Annotated in this window: 22 protein-coding genes and 1 pseudogene; 16 read left to right on the top strand and 7 right to left on the bottom strand. The window is 37.5% G+C overall.

Annotated elements, in window-relative coordinates; all coding sequences use genetic code 11:
* Window positions 1-14 precede the first annotated feature (14 nt).
* Window positions 15-1,262, top strand: coding sequence for an NADP-dependent malic enzyme (gene ystJ / locus RCG21_RS23155; RefSeq protein WP_133337896.1), 1,248 nt, complete (start codon window positions 15-17; stop codon window positions 1,260-1,262).
* Window positions 1,263-1,348: 86 nt separating this feature from the next.
* On the opposite strand, the gene RCG21_RS23150 is transcribed toward ystJ, so the two are convergent.
* Window positions 1,349-1,924: a DUF2238 domain-containing protein gene (locus tag RCG21_RS23150; RefSeq protein WP_133337894.1), complete on the bottom strand. Its 576-nt coding sequence runs from the start codon at window positions 1,922-1,924 to the stop codon at window positions 1,349-1,351.
* A gap of 16 nt (window positions 1,925-1,940) precedes the next feature.
* A complete protein-coding gene (locus RCG21_RS23145; RefSeq protein ID WP_133337892.1) occupies window positions 1,941-2,507 on the bottom strand; it encodes a DUF2238 domain-containing protein in 567 nt (188 codons plus the stop codon).
* Window positions 2,508-2,674: 167 nt separating this feature from the next.
* Here RCG21_RS23145 and RCG21_RS23140 point away from each other — a divergent pair, with 167 nt between their 5' ends.
* On the top strand, window positions 2,675-3,292 hold the full coding sequence (locus tag RCG21_RS23140; RefSeq protein WP_026576495.1) for a GntR family transcriptional regulator: 618 nt from the start codon (window positions 2,675-2,677) through the stop codon (window positions 3,290-3,292).
* Window positions 3,293-3,330: 38 nt separating this feature from the next.
* Here the strand turns inward: RCG21_RS23140 and RCG21_RS23135 are convergent, their stop codons facing one another.
* Together RCG21_RS23135 and RCG21_RS23130 are read right to left on the bottom strand one after the other, a co-directional pair.
* On the bottom strand, window positions 3,331-4,893 hold the full coding sequence (locus tag RCG21_RS23135; protein WP_133337890.1) for an ABC transporter permease/substrate-binding protein: 1,563 nt from the start codon (window positions 4,891-4,893) through the stop codon (window positions 3,331-3,333).
* Entirely contained in the window at window positions 4,893-6,017 is a 1,125-nt protein-coding gene (locus RCG21_RS23130) for an ABC transporter ATP-binding protein (RefSeq protein WP_133337888.1), read from the bottom strand. The genes RCG21_RS23135 and RCG21_RS23130 overlap by 1 nt, the downstream gene beginning before the upstream one ends.
* A 238-nt stretch (window positions 6,018-6,255) precedes the next feature.
* Between RCG21_RS23130 and RCG21_RS23125 the strand changes: the two genes are divergently transcribed.
* From RCG21_RS23125 to RCG21_RS23115, 3 genes are all read left to right on the top strand, one after another.
* A complete protein-coding gene (locus tag RCG21_RS23125) occupies window positions 6,256-6,927 on the top strand; it encodes a response regulator transcription factor (RefSeq protein WP_133337886.1) in 672 nt (223 codons plus the stop codon).
* Window positions 6,928-8,307, top strand: coding sequence for a sensor histidine kinase (locus RCG21_RS23120; protein ID WP_133337884.1), 1,380 nt, complete (start codon window positions 6,928-6,930; stop codon window positions 8,305-8,307).
* Window positions 8,308-8,540: 233 nt separating this feature from the next.
* Window positions 8,541-8,930, top strand: coding sequence for a hypothetical protein (locus tag RCG21_RS23115; RefSeq protein ID WP_133337882.1), 390 nt, complete (start codon window positions 8,541-8,543; stop codon window positions 8,928-8,930).
* 77 nt (window positions 8,931-9,007) lie between these two features.
* Here RCG21_RS23115 and RCG21_RS23110 read toward each other — a convergent pair whose 3' ends face one another.
* On the bottom strand, window positions 9,008-9,136 hold the full coding sequence (locus RCG21_RS23110) for a hypothetical protein (RefSeq protein WP_268884126.1): 129 nt from the start codon (window positions 9,134-9,136) through the stop codon (window positions 9,008-9,010).
* A 159-nt stretch (window positions 9,137-9,295) separates the two neighbouring features.
* Here RCG21_RS23110 and RCG21_RS23105 point away from each other — a divergent pair, with 159 nt between their 5' ends.
* The 10 genes and pseudogenes from RCG21_RS23105 (at window position 9,296) to RCG21_RS23060 (ending at window position 18,938) form a co-directional block, all read left to right on the top strand.
* Window positions 9,296-9,781, top strand: coding sequence for a nitroreductase family protein (locus RCG21_RS23105; protein WP_133337880.1), 486 nt, complete (start codon window positions 9,296-9,298; stop codon window positions 9,779-9,781).
* A gap of 118 nt (window positions 9,782-9,899) precedes the next feature.
* Window positions 9,900-11,147, top strand: a complete 1,248-nt coding sequence (locus tag RCG21_RS23100; RefSeq protein ID WP_133337878.1) for a DHHA1 domain-containing protein — start codon at window positions 9,900-9,902, stop codon at window positions 11,145-11,147.
* A gap of 163 nt (window positions 11,148-11,310) precedes the next feature.
* Window positions 11,311-12,090, top strand: a complete 780-nt coding sequence (locus RCG21_RS23095) for a sugar phosphate isomerase/epimerase family protein (RefSeq protein WP_133337876.1) — start codon at window positions 11,311-11,313, stop codon at window positions 12,088-12,090.
* Window positions 12,078-13,036, top strand: a pseudogene (locus tag RCG21_RS23090) (sugar kinase). The gene RCG21_RS23095 and the pseudogene RCG21_RS23090 overlap by 13 nt, the downstream one beginning before the upstream one ends.
* Window position 13,037: 1 nt before the next feature.
* Window positions 13,038-14,318: an MFS transporter gene (locus RCG21_RS23085; RefSeq protein ID WP_133337872.1), complete on the top strand. Its 1,281-nt coding sequence runs from the start codon at window positions 13,038-13,040 to the stop codon at window positions 14,316-14,318.
* A 117-nt stretch (window positions 14,319-14,435) separates the two neighbouring features.
* Entirely contained in the window at window positions 14,436-15,071 is a 636-nt protein-coding gene (locus tag RCG21_RS23080) for a bifunctional 4-hydroxy-2-oxoglutarate aldolase/2-dehydro-3-deoxy-phosphogluconate aldolase (protein WP_133337870.1), read from the top strand.
* A 183-nt stretch (window positions 15,072-15,254) separates the two neighbouring features.
* Entirely contained in the window at window positions 15,255-16,238 is a 984-nt protein-coding gene (locus tag RCG21_RS23075) for a LacI family DNA-binding transcriptional regulator (protein ID WP_208025405.1), read from the top strand.
* Between the two features lie 156 nt (window positions 16,239-16,394).
* Window positions 16,395-17,048 (top strand): 3-hexulose-6-phosphate synthase, encoded by a 654-nt coding sequence (gene hxlA, locus RCG21_RS23070; RefSeq protein ID WP_133337866.1) that lies wholly within the window; start codon window positions 16,395-16,397, stop codon window positions 17,046-17,048.
* Window positions 17,041-17,589 carry a 6-phospho-3-hexuloisomerase gene (hxlB, locus tag RCG21_RS23065; RefSeq protein WP_133337864.1) on the top strand — a complete coding sequence of 183 codons (549 nt, stop codon included), beginning with the start codon at window positions 17,041-17,043 and terminating at the stop codon, window positions 17,587-17,589. Before hxlA ends, hxlB begins: the two co-directional genes overlap by 8 nt.
* Window positions 17,590-17,918: 329 nt before the next feature.
* Window positions 17,919-18,938, top strand: coding sequence for an acyltransferase family protein (locus RCG21_RS23060; RefSeq protein WP_308913833.1), 1,020 nt, complete (start codon window positions 17,919-17,921; stop codon window positions 18,936-18,938).
* Between the two features lie 302 nt (window positions 18,939-19,240).
* Here RCG21_RS23060 and RCG21_RS23055 read toward each other — a convergent pair whose 3' ends face one another.
* Both RCG21_RS23055 and RCG21_RS23050 read right to left on the bottom strand, forming a co-directional pair.
* Window positions 19,241-19,753 carry a MerR family transcriptional regulator gene (locus RCG21_RS23055; protein WP_308913832.1) on the bottom strand — a complete coding sequence of 171 codons (513 nt, stop codon included), beginning with the start codon at window positions 19,751-19,753 and terminating at the stop codon, window positions 19,241-19,243.
* Window positions 19,754-19,807: 54 nt separating this feature from the next.
* Window positions 19,808-20,773 carry a MerR family transcriptional regulator gene (locus RCG21_RS23050; protein ID WP_308913831.1) on the bottom strand — a complete coding sequence of 322 codons (966 nt, stop codon included), beginning with the start codon at window positions 20,771-20,773 and terminating at the stop codon, window positions 19,808-19,810.
* Between the two features lie 242 nt (window positions 20,774-21,015).
* Here RCG21_RS23050 and RCG21_RS23045 point away from each other — a divergent pair, with 242 nt between their 5' ends.
* A complete protein-coding gene (locus RCG21_RS23045) occupies window positions 21,016-21,852 on the top strand; it encodes a DMT family transporter (protein ID WP_308913830.1) in 837 nt (278 codons plus the stop codon).
* The last annotated feature ends 13 nt before the right edge of the window (window positions 21,853-21,865 follow it).

Genomic DNA, 21,865 nt, shown 5'->3' with positions numbered 1-21,865 from the left:
AGAAGAGTCAATTTATGTCAACTTTACGTGAAGAAGCATTAAAAATGCATAAAGAAAATCGAGGAAAGCTTGGCGTTCATTCAAAAGTCGCAGTACGCAATGCAAACGATTTAAGTTTAGCATATTCACCAGGCGTTGCAGAACCTTGTTTAGTCATTCATGAGGATGAAAGCAAAGTATACGACTACACAATGAAGGGGAATCTTGTTGCCGTTGTTTCAGATGGAACAGCTGTACTCGGTCTTGGGAATATTGGCCCCAAAGCTGCAATGCCCGTGATGGAAGGAAAAGCATTGTTATTTAAATCATTTGCTGATGTAGATGCATTTCCCCTTTGTTTAGATACATTTGATTCGGATAAAATTGTCGAGGTTGTCAAATTACTTGAGCCTACATTTGGCGGGATTAACTTAGAAGACATTGCTGCACCTCAATGTTTTGAAATTGAGAGCCGCTTACAAGAAGCCTGCAATATTCCAATTTTTCATGATGATCAACATGGCACTGCAATCGTTACTGCTGCTGGATTAATTAACGCTCTAAAACTCGCTGAGAAGAGTATTAATGATATTCGTGTTGTGATAAACGGTGCAGGTGCAGCAGGTGTGGCGATTGTGAAACTCTTACTACATATGGGAGTAAAGGATGTCATCTTATGTGATACAAATGGAATCATTTATAATGGCCGCCCTGTAGGAATGAATCCATTTAAAGAGGAAATAGCCTGTATTACCAATAAAGAACAGCAACAAGGGTTATTAGCGGATGCGTTGGTGGGAGCAGATGTGTTTGTCGGCGTATCAGCTGCAGGTGCTGTCACAAAAGAGATGGTTCGTTCCATGAATCCATATCCGATCATTTTTGCGATGGCCAATCCAATACCGGAAATTATGCCGGAGGAGGCAAAAGAAGCTGGAGCACTCGTAGTAGGGACTGGCCGATCTGATTTCCCTAATCAGGTTAATAATGTACTAGCATTTCCGGGCATCTTCCGGGGGGCTTTAGATGTACATGCAAAAGAAATCAATGAAGAAATGAAGCTTGCAGCAGTTTATGCTATTGCTGGATTGATTTCAGCGGAAGATCTCCATGCCGACTATGTGATACCAGACCCATTTGACCGCCGAGTGGCTGCCCATGTAGCAGCAGCTGTTGCGAATGCTGCAATGGAAACGGGTGTTTCACAAAAAAATGTAAATGTAGAAGACATAAGAAATCGTCTATTATTACTAGTAGAAGAAAAACAACCTGTTTTGGTATAAATCTATTTGAAGCAACAAAAGGATCAGTGGGGTAGAAAGAGCTGTGTTTAATTTGTATAAAATTTAAACACAGCTCATGATAAGTCTCATTGATTCTTTAATTTAATTTTTGTTCGAACCCCTGCCCAAATCGCGATGACAAGCCCTCCTGCAGTATCGGCAATCAAATCGGTCATCGTGTCTGTATTTCCGCCGCCTTGCAGGGTCATGCCCAAAAATTGATCACAGCTGAATTCATAAACTTCCCATAGGACTCCGCCGAGGGCAGCAAAAGATAGGGTATACAAAAATACAAACCAAGGGGAAATCGCATTTCCTGCATTTCGATGAATAAGTCGCTCATATAAAGCAATCGCTGCAAATGCCAGGATACCGCCGCTGATAAAATGCATAAAGGTGTCCCACCAGCCAAGGCCATACCAGCCGCGAATCGAACCTAAATATTGTGAACCAATCAAGAAAATCAAGTAAGAAAAAACGATCGGCAAATTGAATTGAAGTTTTGTAAAAAGAGCCAACAGAAGCGGAATCGCACCGCAGACAATTCCGCCAATTGCTACAGTAGATTTAAATGATGCACCGGTTGAATGATAATAAAAAGCCAAAATGGCCATAAATAGTACATAGGCTGCACTAATGAGAATGACAAGTTTCCGATTCATTGTTTATTTCCTCCAATTAAACCTGTTGTTTGCGGACTAAGGAGTATAGTGCAATCAGGAGTCCGCCGGCTAAACCACACAATAAATCATACATGGTATCGGTGTTGCCGCCTCGTTGCATCGTGTGTGTAAATGTTAGATCCCCTAAAAATTCATAGATTTCCCAAAATACACTAGCTGAAGCACCAAGTGAAAGCACAAATAGGAAGAGAACCCACCGCGATACATCCTCTCGATTTTGAGAAGGCACCAGTATCTTAAAAAGTGTAATGGCGATCACACCAACGTATGCTCCCTTGTAAAAATGAAGTGTTGAATCCCACCATTTATGATGAAGATAAAAAAGAGCAATGGAACCTAAGTAAGTAGAACAAAACAGAAATAAGAAATAACCTAAAATTTGCGGAATGTTAAAAGGATTATTTTTTAAGCGCAATAGTAATAATGGTAAGGCACTGACAATGATACCGCCGAGAGCTACCTGCCAATTAGAGGTGTCATCTTTAATGAGGTAAAAGACAAATAGGGTGGTCATAAAAATCATAAAGGCGATACTTAAACAAAGAATTATTTTACGTTTCATGTCCTCACCTCATTCCATTTCCTTTTACAATTATGCCCAAAATTCTCTGAATAAAGTCTTTAACTTTTCACTCGCAAGCTATCGTCTAAAAGAGTATAGTGGAAGGGTATTAGATACAAAAAAATAAGATAAGACTTTTTTAATACTAGTGGTGTCGGAGGTTTTTTATGGAAAGGACACAAATACCTACATATGAACGAATCGCCATTGATTTAGCCAATCGAATCTATGATGGTAAATTTAAGGTAGGAGAAAAAATTCATGGCAGATCCACATTGGCTAGTGAATACAAGGTTTCACCTGAAACCGTCCGCAGAGCAATAAAAATTTTAGAAGATGTGGAAATTGTTCATTCTACCAAAGGCAGTGGAATTGTAATTTCCTCTAGGGAAAATGCCTTCAAGTATATTCATCGATTTTCGAATCTTGCCAGTGTAAAAGACCTGAAAAAGCAAATGAACCATTTGATTGTGGAACGAGAAAAATTGGACGAACAGTTGTATGAAACGTTAACGAAAATTATGGACTATTCAGACAAACTGCGCCATACGAATCCATTAGCACCACTTGAGATTGAAATTTTTCCTGGCTGCATCCATATTGGCAAGACGATTTCAGATATGAAGTTTTGGCAAAACACTGGAGGGACAGTGATTGGAATGAAAAGGAAAGGGGAGATGATTATATCACCCGGCCCTTATGCTTTAATCCACGAAGGCGATATTCTCCTTGTCATAGGAGATGAAAAAACGTACGAAAGAGTTCAGCATTTTTTAGAGGAATAAAAAGGAGACCGGTCTATAGTATAGACCGGTCTTTAGAATTATTTTATAATTCCTTCTTTTTGTAAAAACTCTTTTGCAACTTTTGCCGGAGACTGCTTCAAGCTGTCTACTTTATAATTTAATTCACGCATTTTCTCATCTGTTATTTTACCCGAGAGAGCATTTAATGCCTTTTTCAGTTCCGGATGTTTTTTTAATGTTTCCTCTTTTACGATTGGTACGGCATAGTATGGAGGGAAAAAGTTTTTATCGTCCTTTAATACTTTTAAATGGAAGGCTTCAAGTAATCCATCAGTAGAAAATGCATCAATGGCATCACTCTTATGATGATCTAAAGCAGTATAGCGCAGGCCGCCATCAACAGCCTTCACATCTTTAAATTTTATTCCATATGTTTTTGTAAGACCAATTAACCCATCCTCCCGATTCGGAAATTCAATGGTTGGTCCGAAGGTTAAACCATCACTCACTTTTGCCAAGTCCGAAATAGTGTTTAATCCATATTGCTTCGCCGTATCTTGACGTACTGCCAGTGCGTACGTATTGTTGAAACCAAGCGGTTTTAGCATATCAATGCCATATTTATTCTTAAATTCTTTTTGGACATATTTATAAACTTTATCAGGATTACTTTCAGGCGGTTGGTTTAGAATATTCACTAAACCAGTGCCAGTGTATTCGACATAGGCATCAATATTACCATTCTTAAGGGCACTAAAAGCCACTTGTGAACCACCGAGGTTTAATTTTCGTTCGACTTGCAAATCTGTTTTATCTTCAATGACATCAGCAAGCATATTACTTAAAATTAATTGTTCACTAAAATTTTTAGAACCAATGACAATTTTATCTTTGGAGTCGCCTGTTGCTTTTGCGTAAACACCAAATCCTCCTGCAGCAAGAACCACAATGGCGCTTGTTGCAATGAACCATTTTTTTGCTGGTTTCTTCTTCATTTTAGAGGATTTGATTTTACTAGTATAAGAGATGGAAGACTCAAGTTTTCCAACAATAAAGTCAATTAACAGTGCCAGGATACATGCAGGAATCGCACCTGCTAAGATCATGTTGTTGTCAACAGTTTGCACACCTGAAAAGACTAGATAACCTAGTCCGCCGGCCCCGACAAAGGCTGCGATCGTCATTAATCCGACAGCGGTAACCGCTGAAATTCTGATTCCCGCCATAATCATCGGGAAAGCTAACGGCAACTGAACCTTTCTCATTGTTTGGCTCTTGGTTAAACCGATACCTTTGGCGGCTTCCAGAATGTCTGCATTAATATTCGTTAACCCAGTGTAGGTATTTTTAACAATAGGAAGTAAAGAATAAAGAACAACCATTACAATGGCAGGGGTGCTGCCAATCCCGATAAACGGGATTAAAAACCCGAGTAAGGCCAAGCTTGGAACCGCTTGAATGACATTTGTTGTTCCAATAATCGGCTTTGATAATTTCGGCTCTCTGGAAATCAAGATTCCGAGCGGGATGCCGACAATAATGGCAATCACAACTGAAATGACACTTAAATATAAATGTTCCCCTATTAAACCAAAAATTTGGTCTGAGTTTGATTGTAGATAGTTCCAGAAATCCTTCATTAAAAGGCCACCTCCAAGTCAATTAGTTGACTGCTTAATGCTGATAAAATACTGCTCCTTGTAATAAGACCTGTTAATTGATTCATGTAATTTACAACAGGTACATAGCCAATCTTGTGTTCATTCATCGTTGTAAGAACAGAAATCAAATTTGCATCTTGTGATACAGATAGAACATTTTGCTCCATAACATCCTCAATTGCATCATTACGGTTCAGCAATTGAATTCCTTTCAATGTCACTAAACCGATGAGAATATTATTCTTATTCGTTACCATTAAGCTGTCTACCTTATGATCCTTCATAATTTCAATTGCCTGAAGAACATTACGTTTCCCGGTAATTTTAACAGGATGAGCGATCATAATATCCTCGGCCAATAGTAATTCAGGATTATTCCATACTCTTCTTTTTCCAATGAAGTCTTCAACAAAATGGTTAGCCGGATTTTTTAAGATATTTTCCGGTGAATCATATTGAAGAATATCACCATCTTTTAAAATACAAATCTTGTCAGCTATTTTAATAGCTTCATCCATATCATGCGTTACAAAGATAATCGTCTTGTTAAATTCCTTTTGCATTTGGAATAGTTCATCCTGCAGAGAGCTTCTAGTCACGGGGTCTAAGGCACTGAATGGTTCGTCCATTAAGATGATATCGGAGTTAGTGGAGAAAGCACGAGCTACGCCAACCCTTTGCTGCTGCCCGCCGCTCAGTTCATTTGGATAGCGGTGCAGATATTCCTTTGGATTTAATCCAACCGTCTCCAATAATTCCTCCGTTTTTTTGGCAATTGCCTCGGGATCTTCTCCTTTAAGCTTCGGAATGAGCTCCAAATTTTCCTTAATCGACATATGTGGGAATAAACCCGTATTTTGGATAACATAGCCAATGTTTCGGCGAAGTTCAATCGTATTCATGGTCGAGATATCTTTCCCATTTACATAGATTTTTCCTGATGTTGGTTGAATTAATTTATTAATCATTTTCAGTAGTGTTGTTTTTCCACATCCACTGGGACCGATAAATACGACTAATTGTCCCGCTTCGATATCTAACGAAAATGAATTGATAATCGTTTTTGTCCGATACTTTTTAACTATATTTTTAAATTCGATCATGTTTTGTCCTCCTTTTTGTGTTGGTTGTTGATTTCCGCTTCGTTTAACTATGTTTTAAAAATCAACATTGTTATTTAGCACGCCTTAATGCAACAACCTAATCATAACACATAAGTTGTTACTTTGTCGAATTCGGTGCTGAAATCCCTGAGTTTAAAGGCTTAATCTTTCCTAATTCTTATGGATTGATTACAATTGAAATGGAATAAATAATGTAAGTTAGTAGAAGGAGTAGTAGATGAAAACGATTATAGCAGCAGATGATGATGTGAATATCCTTAATCTGATTAAGGGGCTGTTAACAAAGGAAGGATTTAAGGTTGTTACCGCAAAGAACGGTGGAGAAGCATTAAAGGTTCTGGAAACAGACCTATGTGATTTGGCCATTGTTGATATTATGATGCCCGTTATGGATGGATATAGTTTAACAAGAGAAATAAGGAAGCATTATGACATACCGGTTATTTTATTAACAGCCAAAAGCCAAATTGAAGATAAAGAAAAAGGCTTTGAGTCGGGAACAGATGATTATTTAGTTAAACCATTTGAACCCCGCGAATTAATTTTCCGTGTAAACGCACTGTTAAGAAGATATGGTAAAACAAGTGAAGCCAATATAAGTCTCGGCTCCCTCTATATAAATAAAAAAGGCTACGAGGTAAAAATTAATCAGAAAACGTATATGCTGCCATTAAAAGAATTTGAATTGCTTTCCTTTCTAGCTGAACACCAAAACCAAGTTTTTAGCCGCAGCCATTTAATTGAAAAGATTTGGGGACTGGATTTTGAAGGGGATGAACGAACCGTCGATGTACATATTAAGCGCCTCAGAGAACGATTCAATACGATTGAAAAAGATTTTTCCATCAAGACAATCAGAGGGGTAGGCTATTCGCTGGAGGTTCAATAAATGAAATCTCTTTATAGTAAGTTCGCGATTACGACGATTTTAATAATGATTTTAAGCGGGGTTCTTTCGTTTATTGTTTCCAATCATTATTATCAGGTGACATTGAAAAAACAGAATGATGAGAAAATCACCGGTTTTGCTCAAAAAATTGCTGATTTTGCCAGTAAGCAAAAAAAGATCAGTTTAAAGGATTATTTCACTCATATTGGCGGAATCGGTTACCAAATCCTTTTGGTCGATTCAACGGGTCATCAACAGTCTTTTGGGTCAGCCTTTCGAAAAAAAAATCTCCCTGATGCAGTGAAGGAAAAGGTGCTTAATGGTGAGGTGTACCATGGGATTCGTCAATTTCCGAAACAAACCTTTGTGACTGGTTTTTTTGCGAATGAATTAGAGAACTCAATCGGTGTTCCGTTTACATACCAGAAAAAATCATATGCTATTTTTATTCGCCCTGATATTAAGTTAATGTTTAATGAAATGCATATTTTATTTGGCTGGCTCTTGCTGCTCTCGATTTTGCTAAGTGTTATTTTGGTCCTAGTCAGTACAAATTATTTGGTGAAACCGATTAGAAAGCTAAACGCAGCAACAAAGGAAATTTCAGAAGGGAATTTTTCGGTAAAATTGGACATTGACCGGAGTGACGAATTAGGGGATTTGGCAGTCAGCTTTACGAATATGTCACAGAAATTAGCGAAAGTGGAACAATTAAGAAGAGAATTGATTTCAAATATTTCTCATGATATACAATCCCCGCTAACCAATATAAAGGGATATTTAAACTTAATTGATGATCAAAATCTTGAGGAGAAGGAAAAAACTCAATATATCCAAGTTGTTCAATCGGAAGTAGAGCGGTTATCGACGATTACAAAGCAGTTACTTCTTCTTGCCTCGATTGAAAGCAAGAAGGACTTAATGAAGATCAGCCGCTTTAATCTTGCTGAACAATTAAAAGGTGTGCTTCATCAATATCAGTGGAGTATTGGTGATAAAGGGATTATGATGAGTTATTCACTCCCTGAAACGTGGATTAATGGGGACTCCTCTTTGCTATATTCTGTTTGGGAAAACCTGCTGACAAATGCGATTAAGTATAATAATGAAAATGGAAATATTGAAATTGACCTAATTGATTCAGGTTCATCCGTTAAAGTGACAGTTAAAGATAGTGGAATTGGTTTGGAACAAGAGCAATTGAAAAGAATATTTGACCGGTTTTATCGCGCGGATACTTCTAGGACACGATCCGTTGATGGAACTGGCCTTGGGCTGTCGATCGTCCAATCGATTGTTCAGTTGCATCATGGAAAAGTGGAGGCAGTTAGCCAAGTAGGCAAAGGAACATCCGTTAAAGTGACACTTCCGAAAATGTAAACTATCGTTCATCTTCCGTTCATATTCGTAACGTATTCTATTTACGAAATGAAAATTGGAAGGTGATTTTTTTATGTTCTTACCGTTTAAAGAGATGACATTTTATCAAATTGATATTTTTTAATTAGTTTATTTTGTTTTTTGTATTCTCGTTGGTTTTATTATTAGCGGTTTGGCGCATGGGCTGTCAATGAAGGACGGACAGTTGGTGGAGTAAGAAAGGTAGGTTAAATATGAAAAAGTACAGTAATTTGTTGTTAAGGGTGTCCTCTGTTTTTGCCTTAGCTGGTGCTGCGATTGGTGGTCACATGGCTGGTTCGGGTGATTATGCGTTTCGCCCGATCCACGCTCATATTTTAGTGGTTGGTTGGTTGACAATGTTTGCATGGGCAGTTTATTATCGACTATTTCAACCGAAAAGTCGTATTTTAGCAGGGCTGCATGTTTATAGTGCCATTATTGGTGTAGTTGGATTAACTGTTGGAATGGCCTTGTACAATTTTAAACCGGCATTTCTGCCAGCAACTGTTGAGACAGGCCTTTATATTGGCGGTGGGGCCGTGCTCCTCATTAGTTTCATTCTCTTTTGCATTCTTACATTTACACAAGGTAATGAGGATTAAATGAAAGATTAAAAGAGTAATTGAATTGGTTCATAAAGAAAGAAACTCTCCTTAGGAACGAGTTTCTTTTCTTTATACTATTTATTTTGCATATCTTTTTTAGTGATTTCACTGCGAATACTTGTTTCCTTCGCAAATTCACTGTCTTGTTTTTGGTTATTAGGATACTTGTTTTTACGTTCACGGTTATCATTACGATTTGTCATGTTTTTCACCCCTCTTCTTTAACCTCGACCATTATTGTGTACAGGTGTGTGTTTTTTATAACCGCTACTATAAAAGAAAAGAATCTGGAAAATACATCCTACATATGATAGTATAACGTGTATTCGTTAACTGTATTTTGAATGGGAGGAAGAAATCCATTGAGTATTTTGGAAACGATTAAGTCACGCCGTACGATAAAAAAATTTAAAACTGATCCGGTTCATTCCGAGAAACTGATGACCTGGCTGGAGGCGGCGGCCATGGCCCCCAATCATCGAATGACGGAGCCTTGGGAAGTATATTTTATTGGGCAAGAAACTCGAGCAAAACTGAACCATAAAACCAATTTTGGAAATGCTCCTGTTTTAATGGCTGTTTTATCAAAACATGGGGCAACAGCTCTTGAAACAGAGGAAAATGCTCTTGCAACGGCATGTTTTGTTCAAAATTTTAATTTAGCTGCATGGGAAGAAGGGGTCGGGACATTTTGGTCCTCTATTGCAGCGGCAGCAAACAAACGGGAGATTCTGGGGGTACCGGAAGGATATGACGTGATTGGGGTATTTGGAGTTGGTTACCCTGAAGAAATCAGTGAGCCAAAACCACGGACGCCAATGCAAAATAAACTAAAGGAACTGCCATAGACTAGAAAAGCCAATTGCTACTTTGCAGTTGGCTCCACTTTTTTGACAATCGTATAAGATAATTGTTCCAACAACAAACTAACTCTTATGGAAAAAATAAAGAATGGTGGTAAGGAAGATGGTAAAATTATTTACCGATATTGATTTGGACGGACTTGGCTGCGGAATCATTGCTAAACTTGCATTTGGTGAAAACGCTGATGTTTCATATTGCTCATATCGGACCTTGAACCAACAGGTAGAAACATATATCGAAAATCCCGAAAATCATAGTTCACAAATCTATATTACTGATTTAGCCGTCAATGAAACGAATGAGAAAAAGCTAGCAGCCCGTTATCAACAAGGGAAGCATATCAGAATGATTGACCATCATGTTACAGCCCTTCATTTCAATGAATATAAGTGGGCATTTGTTCACCCGGAATATGATACAGGAAAGAAAACCTGCGCAACTTCCTTATTTTATGATTATTTAAAGGAACAGGGTTTAATACAGAGGAATCAGGCACTTGAGGAATTTATCGAATTAGTCCGCCAATATGATACATGGGAATGGGACGAAAATAATAATATTGATGCCAAACGCCTGAATGATTTGTTCTATATTTTAAATCGTGAACAATTTGAAGAAGCGATGCTTAAGCGTTTTTCTGAAAATCCGCAGAATTTCTATTTAACGGAAACTGAAAATATGCTGCTGGATATGGAAGAAGCGAAAATTAACCGCTATATTCATTCGAAAAGCAGACAGACCGTGCAAGCCTTTATTGATGATTATTGCATTGGAATCATTCATGCAGAACAGTATTTATCTGAGCTTGGGAACGCGTTAAATAAACTCTATCCTCATTTAGATATGATTCTACTTCTAAATGTAAGTGGCAAGAAAGTTGGGTATCGAACCATACATGACGAAGTGAATGTCGCTGAATATGCAAAACGGTTTGGAGGCGGCGGCCATCCGAAAGCTTCCGGCTCAGAAATGTCAGCCGATGCATTTGAAAAATTTGTGATAAAGGTATTTAGTTTGCCAACGCTAAAACCGGATCCGGACAAGAATGAATTTAATTTAAAAGAAGCAAAAACTGGTACAAGTTATAAAAGTGTAAAAGGAGAAATTTCCTTTATCCGTCTGGTAAATGATAATGCCTATGCGGTCATACATAATGGTAAGAGATATGCTTCCTTATTTGAAACATATGAGGAAGCAGAACGGTATATTAAACGGACATACGGATCTTGGCTTCGTTATGATCAGGAATGTATCCAACAATTGGCTGAAGCTTTTTCAATCAGAATAGATAAGGTCAAAGAAAACTATCAACCTTTAGTAAAAAAATTAATCGATAAATTGGATAAATAAGAAAAAAATAACTCGGATCTGAAAATTGGTCCGAGTTATTTTTTTATGATTTTTTTAAAATTAATATTGAAAAGCGCTTACATTACGTTTATACTTTAAATAAATCGATTTACTAAACCGATTTAGTAAATCGATTTATTTAAAAGGAAAGGAGTGTGTTCAGATGGAAAATATAATCGTTCCTTTAAATGCATTTGATAGTATAGAAGTTTTAAAGAAAGGCCAAGCTGCATTTATTGAATTGATCGCGAAATCCGGGGCATTTGGGGTAGAAATTCGCAGAGAACTATTCCCCGGCCATGACTTTCAATTAGAATACATTAAAAATGAAATCGAAAAATATCAACTTTTCACTGTATACTCAGCTCCGATTGAATTATGGAAGCCGGATCACTCCTTGAATACAGAGGAATTAATGATGGTGATGGAAGAAGGCCAGGCCCTAGGTGCAAACTGGATCAAAGTATCATTAGGTCATTTTGAAAAATTCAAATCCAATATTCAAGAATTAAAACGATTCCTGATACCATTTCTTGATATTCAGTTCTTAGTTGAGAATGACCAAACCTTATATGGCGGAAATGTAAACCGATTAAAATTATTTTTTGAAAGCGCTCGCCAATTCCATGTCCCGATTAAAATGACGTTTGATGTTGGAAACTGGATCTATTCGAATGAAGAGGTTGAATCTGCTTTACGTGAACTTGCCCCATTTGTTCTGTACATTCATTTAAAACAGGTTGAAAATATAAATGGAGAATTCATCCCGGTGCCGCTTGAAACAGAGGGAAAACTTTGCTGGAAGAAAGTAATGAATCAATTTCCAAACAATCTTGTGAAAGCGCTTGAATTCCCGATTCAACCAAAAGAAAAGACAAAGGAATTTGTAGAGTTGGTGAAAAACTTTACAAATGAAAGGAAGAAAGAATTATGCAACAGCTAGATGTCATTACTTTTGGAGAGGCTATGGCCATGTTTATTGCTAACCAACCAGGCCCTTTACATGAAATTAGTCAATATTCACTCGAACTGGCTGGGGCTGAAACGAATGTGGCCATTGGGCTCACTCGTCTTGGATTTCAATCTGGGTGGGTAAGTAAAGTGGGAAATGATGCCTTCGGAAAGTTCATCGTGAACAGACTTAAAGAGGAAAAGGTTGATATTAATCAAGTTTTAGTGGATACCAATTATCCGACTGGTTTTCAATTAAAATCAAAGGTTACTATTGGAGATCCTGAAGTTCAATATTTTCGTAAAGGCTCTGCTGCCAGCAACCTAAGTATCGATGATTTTAATGAAGAATATTTCTTATCAGCTCGGCACATGCATATGACAGGTATCCCATTGGCTCTATCAAGTCATACAAGGGCATTTGCCAATCATGCGCTGGCTCTGATGAAAAGGAATGGCCGAAGCATATCCTTTGATCCAAATTTACGCCCAAATTTATGGACTTCAAAGGAAGAAATGATTCAGGCAACCAATGAGATTGCCTTTCAAGTGAATCATGTTTTTCCTGGATAAAAGAGGGTGAAATTTTAACGGGTTACCAAGAACCTTATGATATCGCATCATTTTATCTTGATAAAGGCGTTGAGCTCGTCATTATTAAACTTGGTGAAGAAGGGGCGTTCTATAAGACGCAAATCGAAGAAGGAATGGTTCCAGGGTACAAAGTACAAAAGGTAATTGATACGGTGGGAGCCGGAGATGGTTTTGCAGTAGGAGTCATGAGTGGCTTATTACAAGGTCTTCCGGTCCATGAGACAGTATTAAGAGGAAATGCGATAGGTGCTTTAGCTGTTCAATCGCCGGGGGATCATACAGGGTACCCGACAAGCAGTCAATTAAATGATTATATGGCAAATCATTTTCAAGGAGTGAAATAATATGAAACAGACAATTGCAAAGCAAAGATGGTTTTTCTTAATTCCAATTGCTTTTATTACGTATAGTCTTGCCTACCTTGACCGTGCCAACTATGGATTTGGCGCAGCTGCTGGATTAGCGAAGGATCTTCATATAACCCCGGGAACGTCATCATTATTGGGCTCACTTTTCTTTTTAGGCTACTTCTTTTTCCAAATACCTGGAGCGCATTACGCTGAGAATAAAAGTGCGAAAAAACTCATTTTCTGGTCGCTTATTTCATGGGGAGTATTGGCTTCTGCAACAGGTCTTATTACCAATATTAAATTATTGTTTGTCATTCGGTTCGCCCTTGGAGTGGTTGAAAGTGCTGTTATGCCAGCGATGCTTGTATTCTTAAGCCACTGGTTTACGAAAGCGGAACGCTCACGTGCCAATACCTTCCTCATCTTAGGAAACCCCGCAACTGTTTTATGGATGTCTATCGTATCAGGATATTTATTACAATCTTTTGGCTGGAGATGGATGTTTATTATTGAGGGTCTGCCGGCAGTCATCTGGGCATTTATTTGGTGGAAACTAGTAAATGATAAACCGAAGGATGCAAAATGGTTGTCACAACAAGAAAAATTAGATTTGGAAGAGCAATTACGAAAAGAACAAGAAGGATTAAAGCCGGTTAAAAATTATCGTGAAGCATTTAAATCAAAGCATGTTATTTTATTAAGCTTACAATATGCGTTATGGAGTATTGGGGTTTATGGATTCGTTATGTGGCTGCCATCGATTATTAAAGCAGCGCCAAATATGAATATTGTAAAAACGGGTTGGTTGTCGTCTGTACCATACATTTTAGCGGTTGTATTAATGTTAGCAGCCTCTTATTTCTCAGATAAAACATTAAATCGCAAAGCATTTGTTTGGCCATTTCTATTGATTGGAGCAGTAGCCTTCTACATCTCATATGCAATCGGAACCCATCATTTCTGGCTCTCCTTTATTTTATTAGTGATTGCCGGAGGTGCCATGTATGCTCCATATGGACCGTTTTTCGCGATTATTCCCGAAATTCTGCCACGCAATGTTGCCGGGGGTGCGATGGCACTGATAAATAGCATGGGCGCATTAGGCTCGTTTGTTGGATCTTATGTGGTTGGTTACCTGAACGGAGCTACTGGAGGTTTTGGAGCATCATATATCTTTATGGCAGGTTCATTATTCCTTTCCGCAATATTAACAATTTGGGCAGTTAATGCGGCAAAAAAGCCTAATAAAGCAACGGATATGGATGTTAGTGCATAAAAAATTCAACAGCTAAAAAGAACAATCAGTTCTTTAGCTGTTGACCAATAGAAACACATACATGATTCATTATAGAAAAAAATGAAATAAATGAAAAGAAAAAGGGAGTCCTTAAAAATGGGCGTAGAGGAAATAAAAAATCGCGCGGTTGTTGCAGTCATTCGTGGTGCCACATTGCAAACTATCGTACCAATTGCAGAAGCATTAAAAAACGGCGGCGTAACTGCCGTGGAAATCACGATGGAAACACCCAATGCTTTATCCATTATTGAAAAAGTGGGGAATGAATTTGGTGACGAGGTATTAGTAGGTGCCGGAACGGTTCTTGATCCTGAGACAGCTAGAGCAGCAATCCAAGCCGGATCAAAATTTATTTTTTCTCCGATAGTGAACAAGGAAACAATTAAAATGACAAAAAGGTATGGGATCATCAGTGTACCTGGTGCATTTACGCCAACCGAAATTCAAACTGCATTTGAAAATGGTGCTGATCTAGTAAAATTGTTCCCGGCAGGGTGTTTGGGACCGGATTATTTAAAAAATATCGCTGGTCCATTGCCGCACATTCCCCTTATGCCAACCGGGGGAATTCATTTGGAAAATGTAAAAGAATTCTTCAAGGCAGGTGCAGTTGCAGTTGGGATTGGCAGCACATTAATCAATCCGAACCGGGAATTAACTGCCGAGTATCTGGCTGAAGTTCAGTTGAACGCTAAAAAAATTATAGAAGCGGCGAATTCTTCACGTATTTAATAGATTATTAATTAGAGGATGACTTAGATTCGGGTTTAAGAGCACATGTCCAAATAAGAATTTTTCTTATGGATGTGTTGTATTAAAACAGAATCGTCATCCTCTTTTTGTTTCTAAACTGGATAATAAACCGATTTAGGGCTACAATGAAGTCATTGAAATAGGATGAAAGAGGAAGATAGAATGGAAAAAGTCACCATGGCCGACGTAGCAAAAGAAGCGGGCGTATCGAAAAGCACAGTTTCACAATTTTTGAATAATCGATTTGAATATATGGGGGAAAAAACAAAATTAAAAATTGAAGAAGCGATAAAAAACTTAGGCTACCAGCCAAATTATATTGCAAGAAGCTTAAAGCAAAAACGAACCTCAATGGTGGGGATTATTGTGGCCAATATTATGCATCGATTTTCTACGGAGGTTAGCCGTGCAATAGAGGATTACTTTCATGAACATGGAATTCACGCGATTGTTTGTAATGCGGATGATGATCCGCAAAAGGAAAAGAACTATATTGAAATGTTGCGGGCAAAGCAGGTAGATGGACTGATTATTTTTCCTACCGGTCAAAATCATGATTTATACAAAAATATGATTGTGGAAGACTATCCAGTTGTATTCATGGATCGGAAGGTAGAGAACCTAAAGGCCCTCTCGATTGTGACAGATAATATGCAGTCTACGTATAATGCGATTGTCTATTTTTTAAAAAGGGGACACCGGAAAATTGCTTTTGCTGTTCAGCCACTGACGATTAGTACACGTAAAGACAGGCTAGAAGGCTATAAAAAAGCGATGAAGGATGAGGGTATTACTATTAATTCTGATTATATAATTGAAGCCAATATTTCAGATTTGAAAGCGAATTTGGAAAAATTATTTTCCCTAAGTGAACCGCCAACCGCATTATTTTCTGGAAATGACCGGGTATTTTTAGAAGTTTTAGAATTCCTTAAAGAAACAAACCGAGCGTTAGGGAAAGATATCGATTTGATTGTGTTCGATAATATTCCATTTGCCCACTTGGTTGAACCGCCTATTACAGTTATTACACAACCTGCATTTGAAATGGGGAAAAAGGCGGCAGAATTATTATTTGCGAAAATTAACAAAACCGAAATAAAACCAGAAGAGATTGTTTTTCAAAGTAAAATAATGATTCAATGAAAAAATTTAAGTAAAAACAGCAAACGGTTCAGTACCATTGCTGTTTTATTATTAATATCCATTTTATGAATGGGATTGTATATTAAAGAAAAGTAGTTTATAATTTTAATAAACCGATTTAGTAAACCGATTTATTAAATAAGAGGAGCTCGCTTGATGAAAATACAATTAGCGCTTGATCGATTAGAAATTCAAGAAGCCATTCAATTAACAAAACTAGTAGAGCATTCCATCGACTGGATTGAAGTGGGAACATCCTTAATTAAAGAATTTGGAATGACAAGTATAAAAGAACTAAAGAATGCCTTTCCTAATAAAAAAATTATTGCTGATATCAAGACAATTGATAATGCACGTTATGAATTTGAAATGTGTTTTAAGGCAGGAGCTGATGTGGCTACAGTTATGGGAGTCTCACCATTGGTAACCATTGATACATGTCTTGAGGTTGCCAGTCAGCATAACAAGCAAGTTATGATTGATTTATTAAATACATCTGAAGAGCAGAAAAGCTATTTAATGAAATATAAAGATGCGATTTTTTGTGACCATGTCAGCAAGGATGAACAAGAAGAAAATGGTAAATCCCAAAGTGGAATACGTCAAACCGAGATGTTTAAAAAACATTTTCTTAAAACCGCGGTGGCAGGAGGGATTACAACGGATACATTAAAGTCCCTCAAAGCAAGGTTGAATCCTGATGTGGTCATTATCGGGTCGGCGATCACAAAGGCTGGTAATCCAAAAGAAGCGGCAGAAAAATTCAAAGATTTAATTGTAAAATTGGAGGGTGAACACGTCGATGAATAAGGTCTTTACTATTTTAAAAGAGATAGAAGCAGTGCTCGGACAAATAGAGGAACAGCCTCTTCATGACTTAGCAGATCATCTTATAAAGGCAACCAGAATTTTCGTTGTCGGAGAAGGCCGTTCAGGTTTAATGGCAAAGTCTTTTGCAATGAGATTAATGCATCTCGGTGCGAATGTTTACGTTGTAGGGGAAACAATTACACCTTCCATTAAGGAAGGGGATGTTTTGGTAGCTGTTTCGGGTTCGGGCACAACCAAAAGTGTTACATGGACATCCGATAAAGCGAAATCAATCGGAGCTACGATTATTGCGATGACAACGAATACCGGTTCACCATTAGCCGCTGTTGCAGACCAAATTCTTCATGTTCCGGCTGCAACAAAATACCGTCGTGAAAATGAACGGGAAACCATTCAGCCGCTAGGTTCCTTATTTGATCAATGTGCTCATATTCTTTTTGATACGATTTGTCTTTTTTACGGTGAACTAAATCAGGTAAACCATCAAATAGCGTTTAAACAACACAGCAATTTAGAATAAATGAATAGATGAACAAGTAAAAGGGACAGGTTCAATTTTTTGAACTTGACCCTTTTTTATTGCACCTGGAGCGCAAATCAGCAGATAAGATTATCCAAAGCTTGCGCAAAAAATTTCTGCTAATATTAAGCTTGGATTAAGATTTATATGGTAAATTAATCGTGGGTATTTTTGATTATTATTGTAAAATTGTAAAAAGGATGAAACAGAAAGAAAACTTAGTTACATATCCCTGTAATATAAAAAGGGTATAATGGTTTTAGATCTCCACTTTTAAAATCTTGAATAATTTTAAATACCTTTTTTGAAATAATATTTGAGGTGATAAAATGGCTTCAACTTCAAAAAGGAGTATGTTTTTTGATAATGCGAAATTTGTATTAATTTTTCTTGTTGTTTTTGGTCATGTGATCAGTCCGTTAAAAGAGGATGATGGATTCTTATTCACGTTATATACAGTCATATTTCTGTTTCATATGCCGGCATTTATTTTGATTTCGGGGTATTTTGCCAAGGGCTACCGGAAAAAAGGCTACTTATTAAAAACAGTAAAGAAAGTATTATTACCCTATTTTATTTTTCAAATTATCTATTCCATCTTTTACTTTGTAAGCGGTCAGGAAAAATCATTTGAAATTGATTTTCTTCATCCCCATTGGTCGTTATGGTTTTTACTCAGTATGTTTTGTTGGAATATAATGCTTTATTTATTTGCAAAATACAGATGGTATGGATTTTTGGTTTCCGTCATATTGGGAATCGCCATTGGTTATATTGATTCCGTCGGCAGTTTTTTAAGCCTTTCGAGAACCTTTGTGTTTTTTCCTTATTTCCTATTAGGGTATTTGTTGGATAAGGAAATGCTTAGAGGACTTATTCGCTCAAAAATTTCACGTCCTCTTGGAGTGGTGGTCATTCTTGCAATAATGGTATTGTTTGCGATTGGCTTTCCGAAGGATGCGGTCCCATGGCTATTAGGTGATACCTCTTATGCACATATGGGGAAAGAGCAGTTTATCGATGGATTACTTCGTGCCGGTCAATATGTCCTTACACTTGTTGTGGTATTTGGCTTTTTGGCATTAATTCCTTCAAATAAGTTTAAAGTAACAAGAATAGGGGAGAGAACCCTTTATGTCTATTTATTTCATGGGTTTATTTTAAAATCGATTCAATCGTTTTTACCGAACGATCGTTTAGATTTGGTATCGAATAATTATGTTTTACTGATTATTTTTTCATTTATCATTTGTATAGGTCTCGGAAGTTATCTTATAAAGAAGTATACAAGTCCTTTGGTTGAATTAGATATTTTATCTGGTCATAGGCAGAAGGGTTTGACCAGATAATCTATAATAAAAAAGGGTCGAATGTGATTTCCTACATTCGACCCTCTTTTTATTACAAGGCTCTGTTAAACCTGGTTGTTGATTTCCACTCCAGGCACAATCGGTTCGTGGGCGGTTCGGGGAGCCTCCTCGTCGCTTCGCTCCTGCGGGTCTCCCCTGTCCCGTAATCCCACAGGACACTGAATTGCTTCCTTAAATCCGCCCACGCACGAAGAAAATGCGTTAGCATTTTCGAGGAGTCTTCGTGCCTTCCTCTCCAATCAACGTTGTTTAAAATCAACATTGTCCTTTAACACAGCCTATTAAAACAATCCGAATAACATGCTGACAATGTTCTTCTTTTTAGGTTTTTTCTTTTGAAAATGAATGATTTCTGTCTGAACAGGGGTGGATAGCTCGGTAACTTGCTTTTGAAGTGTTTCGAGCTGAAGATTTAATGCCTTTACTTGGGACTGAAGTTCCTCAATTTCTCTACGGTGCTGCAGGAGTTGATAGGAGGCAACGGAGTCAGCTTTCTCATTCAGGCTGATTTCCAACTCACTTACCTTTTCAAACAGTTTTTCTATTGCATGATCGTTCTCTACTGCCTTAACAATCCCCCTTCGTGGCTTTTTCTCCTGGATGGGAGCAATATCTTGTAAGAGTGCTCCATTTTGGATTTGTTCCTGGATTTTTTTTAGTAAGGCAATATCCTCATCTTTAAAAAAATAATGTCCCCGTTCATTTCTTTCCATTGGAAGTTCGAGTTGTTTTACCCAGCGTTGGATGGTACTTGAAGATACTCCTAATAATTTTGAAACCTCACTTGTATTCATCAATATCACCCTCCTAAAATTATTTAGACCCTTGGCAATAAGTGATCAATAATCCTAAGACCAGAATTTCCACCATTTCTTCTCTTTAGTGGCGGCAACATCACGAAAACTGGTTAACATGTTTTGAAAGGCAGCCTCTCTTTTTATAATTTCTCGTGACAAATGTTCACGTTCTTCCAGGTGAATCTCTCGTTCCTTTGTAATCGCTTCAGTTAAATTTGTAATTTCCTCATTGGTGACATCCATATAGTGAGAAAGGCCTTCTGATGTTTCGGCAACTTGCTTGGAAAGGGAGTAAATCTCTTCAGCGGTTTCAATTGATACGTTTGCAATGCTATTCGAAAGATATTTAAGGGAATCCGTTGTTTGTTCACCGTTTTTTTCAATTGCAGCAGATAGCTCTTTAATTTCTTCCTTGGTGTTTTCCGATGACTTATAAACCGCATCAGAGAGGGATTTTACAGTTATGCAACTACCTTTTTGAATCTCTTTTTTTACTTCATCAAGAACTTCCTTGCGGACCACACTGCGGATCTCGCTTTTTACTTCACTTAAAAAGGTTTGCTTGTACGTATCCATTGCTTCAAAAAACAAATTAGCATTGTTTAAAAGTTCATGGGTTGCAATAGCAGACTCCTGCTCAGGGCTGGAAACAAGCTCTAAGGAGATTTCTTGAGTTTCGGGGCTTTCACTTTCATCCGGGTTTGGCACCGGATCGAGGTCATTGTCCAATGGATTAGAATCCATTGGAACGGTTACTTCCTCTGGTTCAGATATTGTTTTAACGACTGGTTCATGTCTAATTAGTAGCCATTCACGTACAGATTCTTTGCTTTCTTTATTTGCAAACCTCTGCTTAATCTCTTGAAAGAGCTCTATTTCTGACTCGGTATAAATTCTTGCTCCTTGCTTTGTTCTTGGAATGTCTAAGAGTCCATCAAACTCTTTTACCCACTTCCGAATAATTCCATGAGATATATTAATTTCCTTAGCGGCTTCTTTGATTGTGTATGCTTTCATAAAAAATTCATTCCTTCCCCTATTATCTACGAATGTTTCTCTTAATCTTATAATTCACCAAGAAGTACCTGCTTTTCCTGCTAGGTGACAAAAGCTATCAAAACAAGACGGAAATCTCAAAATACCTACAGCTTTCTGCAAAAAGAGCGTAAATATCGAAAATTGACAAAAAAGGGATTGAGAAATTTCGAAAAAAGGAATAAAATTTTAAGAGAATTTGATAGACAGAAAGAAGGTTCATCATGTGGGTCGCAGCTGCATTTATAACCATGATTAGCTTTGGAACGAATAACACGATTTTTAAGTGGAGTACCGGAAATGGACTATCAAAACTTCATATCCAATTTTTCTTTTATTTTGTTGCCTTTATCGTATCATTTGGATATGGAGCTATGAATGGAATCCTTCACTTTAACCTATTCACCATTTTACTAGGTTCTTTAATTGGTATTTTAAATGCAAACGGCAATATCCAAATGTCTAAAGCCTTTGAAAAGGGACCAGCAAGTCTCACTTCACCACTAATCGGCACGAATGCACTCTTTCCAATTTTAAGTGCTGGACTTATTTTTCACGAGAAAATAAGCTTATTACAATGGCTGGGTATTGTATTTATGTTAGGGTCAGCGATGGTGATTCAGTATTCACCGTCTTCAAAACGAAATACAAGTTATCTGCCGTGGATTCTAAGGGTTGCACTTGCCATTTTGTCTTTTGGTATTTTGGGGATATTGATGAAAACTTCCACCTATTTACACATTAATTCTGTAAATATCCTTATTTCGATGTATGGCGGCGGCAGTGTTTATTTGGCCGTTTGCAGCCTACTGCAAAAAGAAAAATGGCGGCGGAATGAGGCGGGTGTAGGAGCAATGGTGGGAATCATTAGTGTTTTTGGTTATGCTGCTTATTTCTTTGCCTTACAGTTTGGAGCTGCCAGCATTGTTTTCCCAATTGTTAGTTTAAATTGTTTAATCGTCGTTTTGGCGGGTTGCTGGATTTATAAGGAAAAATTAAAATTATATCAAATTATTGGTGTGTTCTCGGCAGTGCTGGGAATCCTTTTAACAAAAATATAATATGAAGTTAAAA

Source organism: Bacillus salipaludis, from assembly GCF_030938565.1.
In the GTDB taxonomy this organism is placed as follows: Bacteria; Bacillota; Bacilli; order Bacillales; family Cytobacillaceae; genus Neobacillus; species Neobacillus salipaludis_A.
Note: the sequence above shows the minus strand (reverse complement) of the source record. Positions and strands in the feature narration are given on the sequence as shown.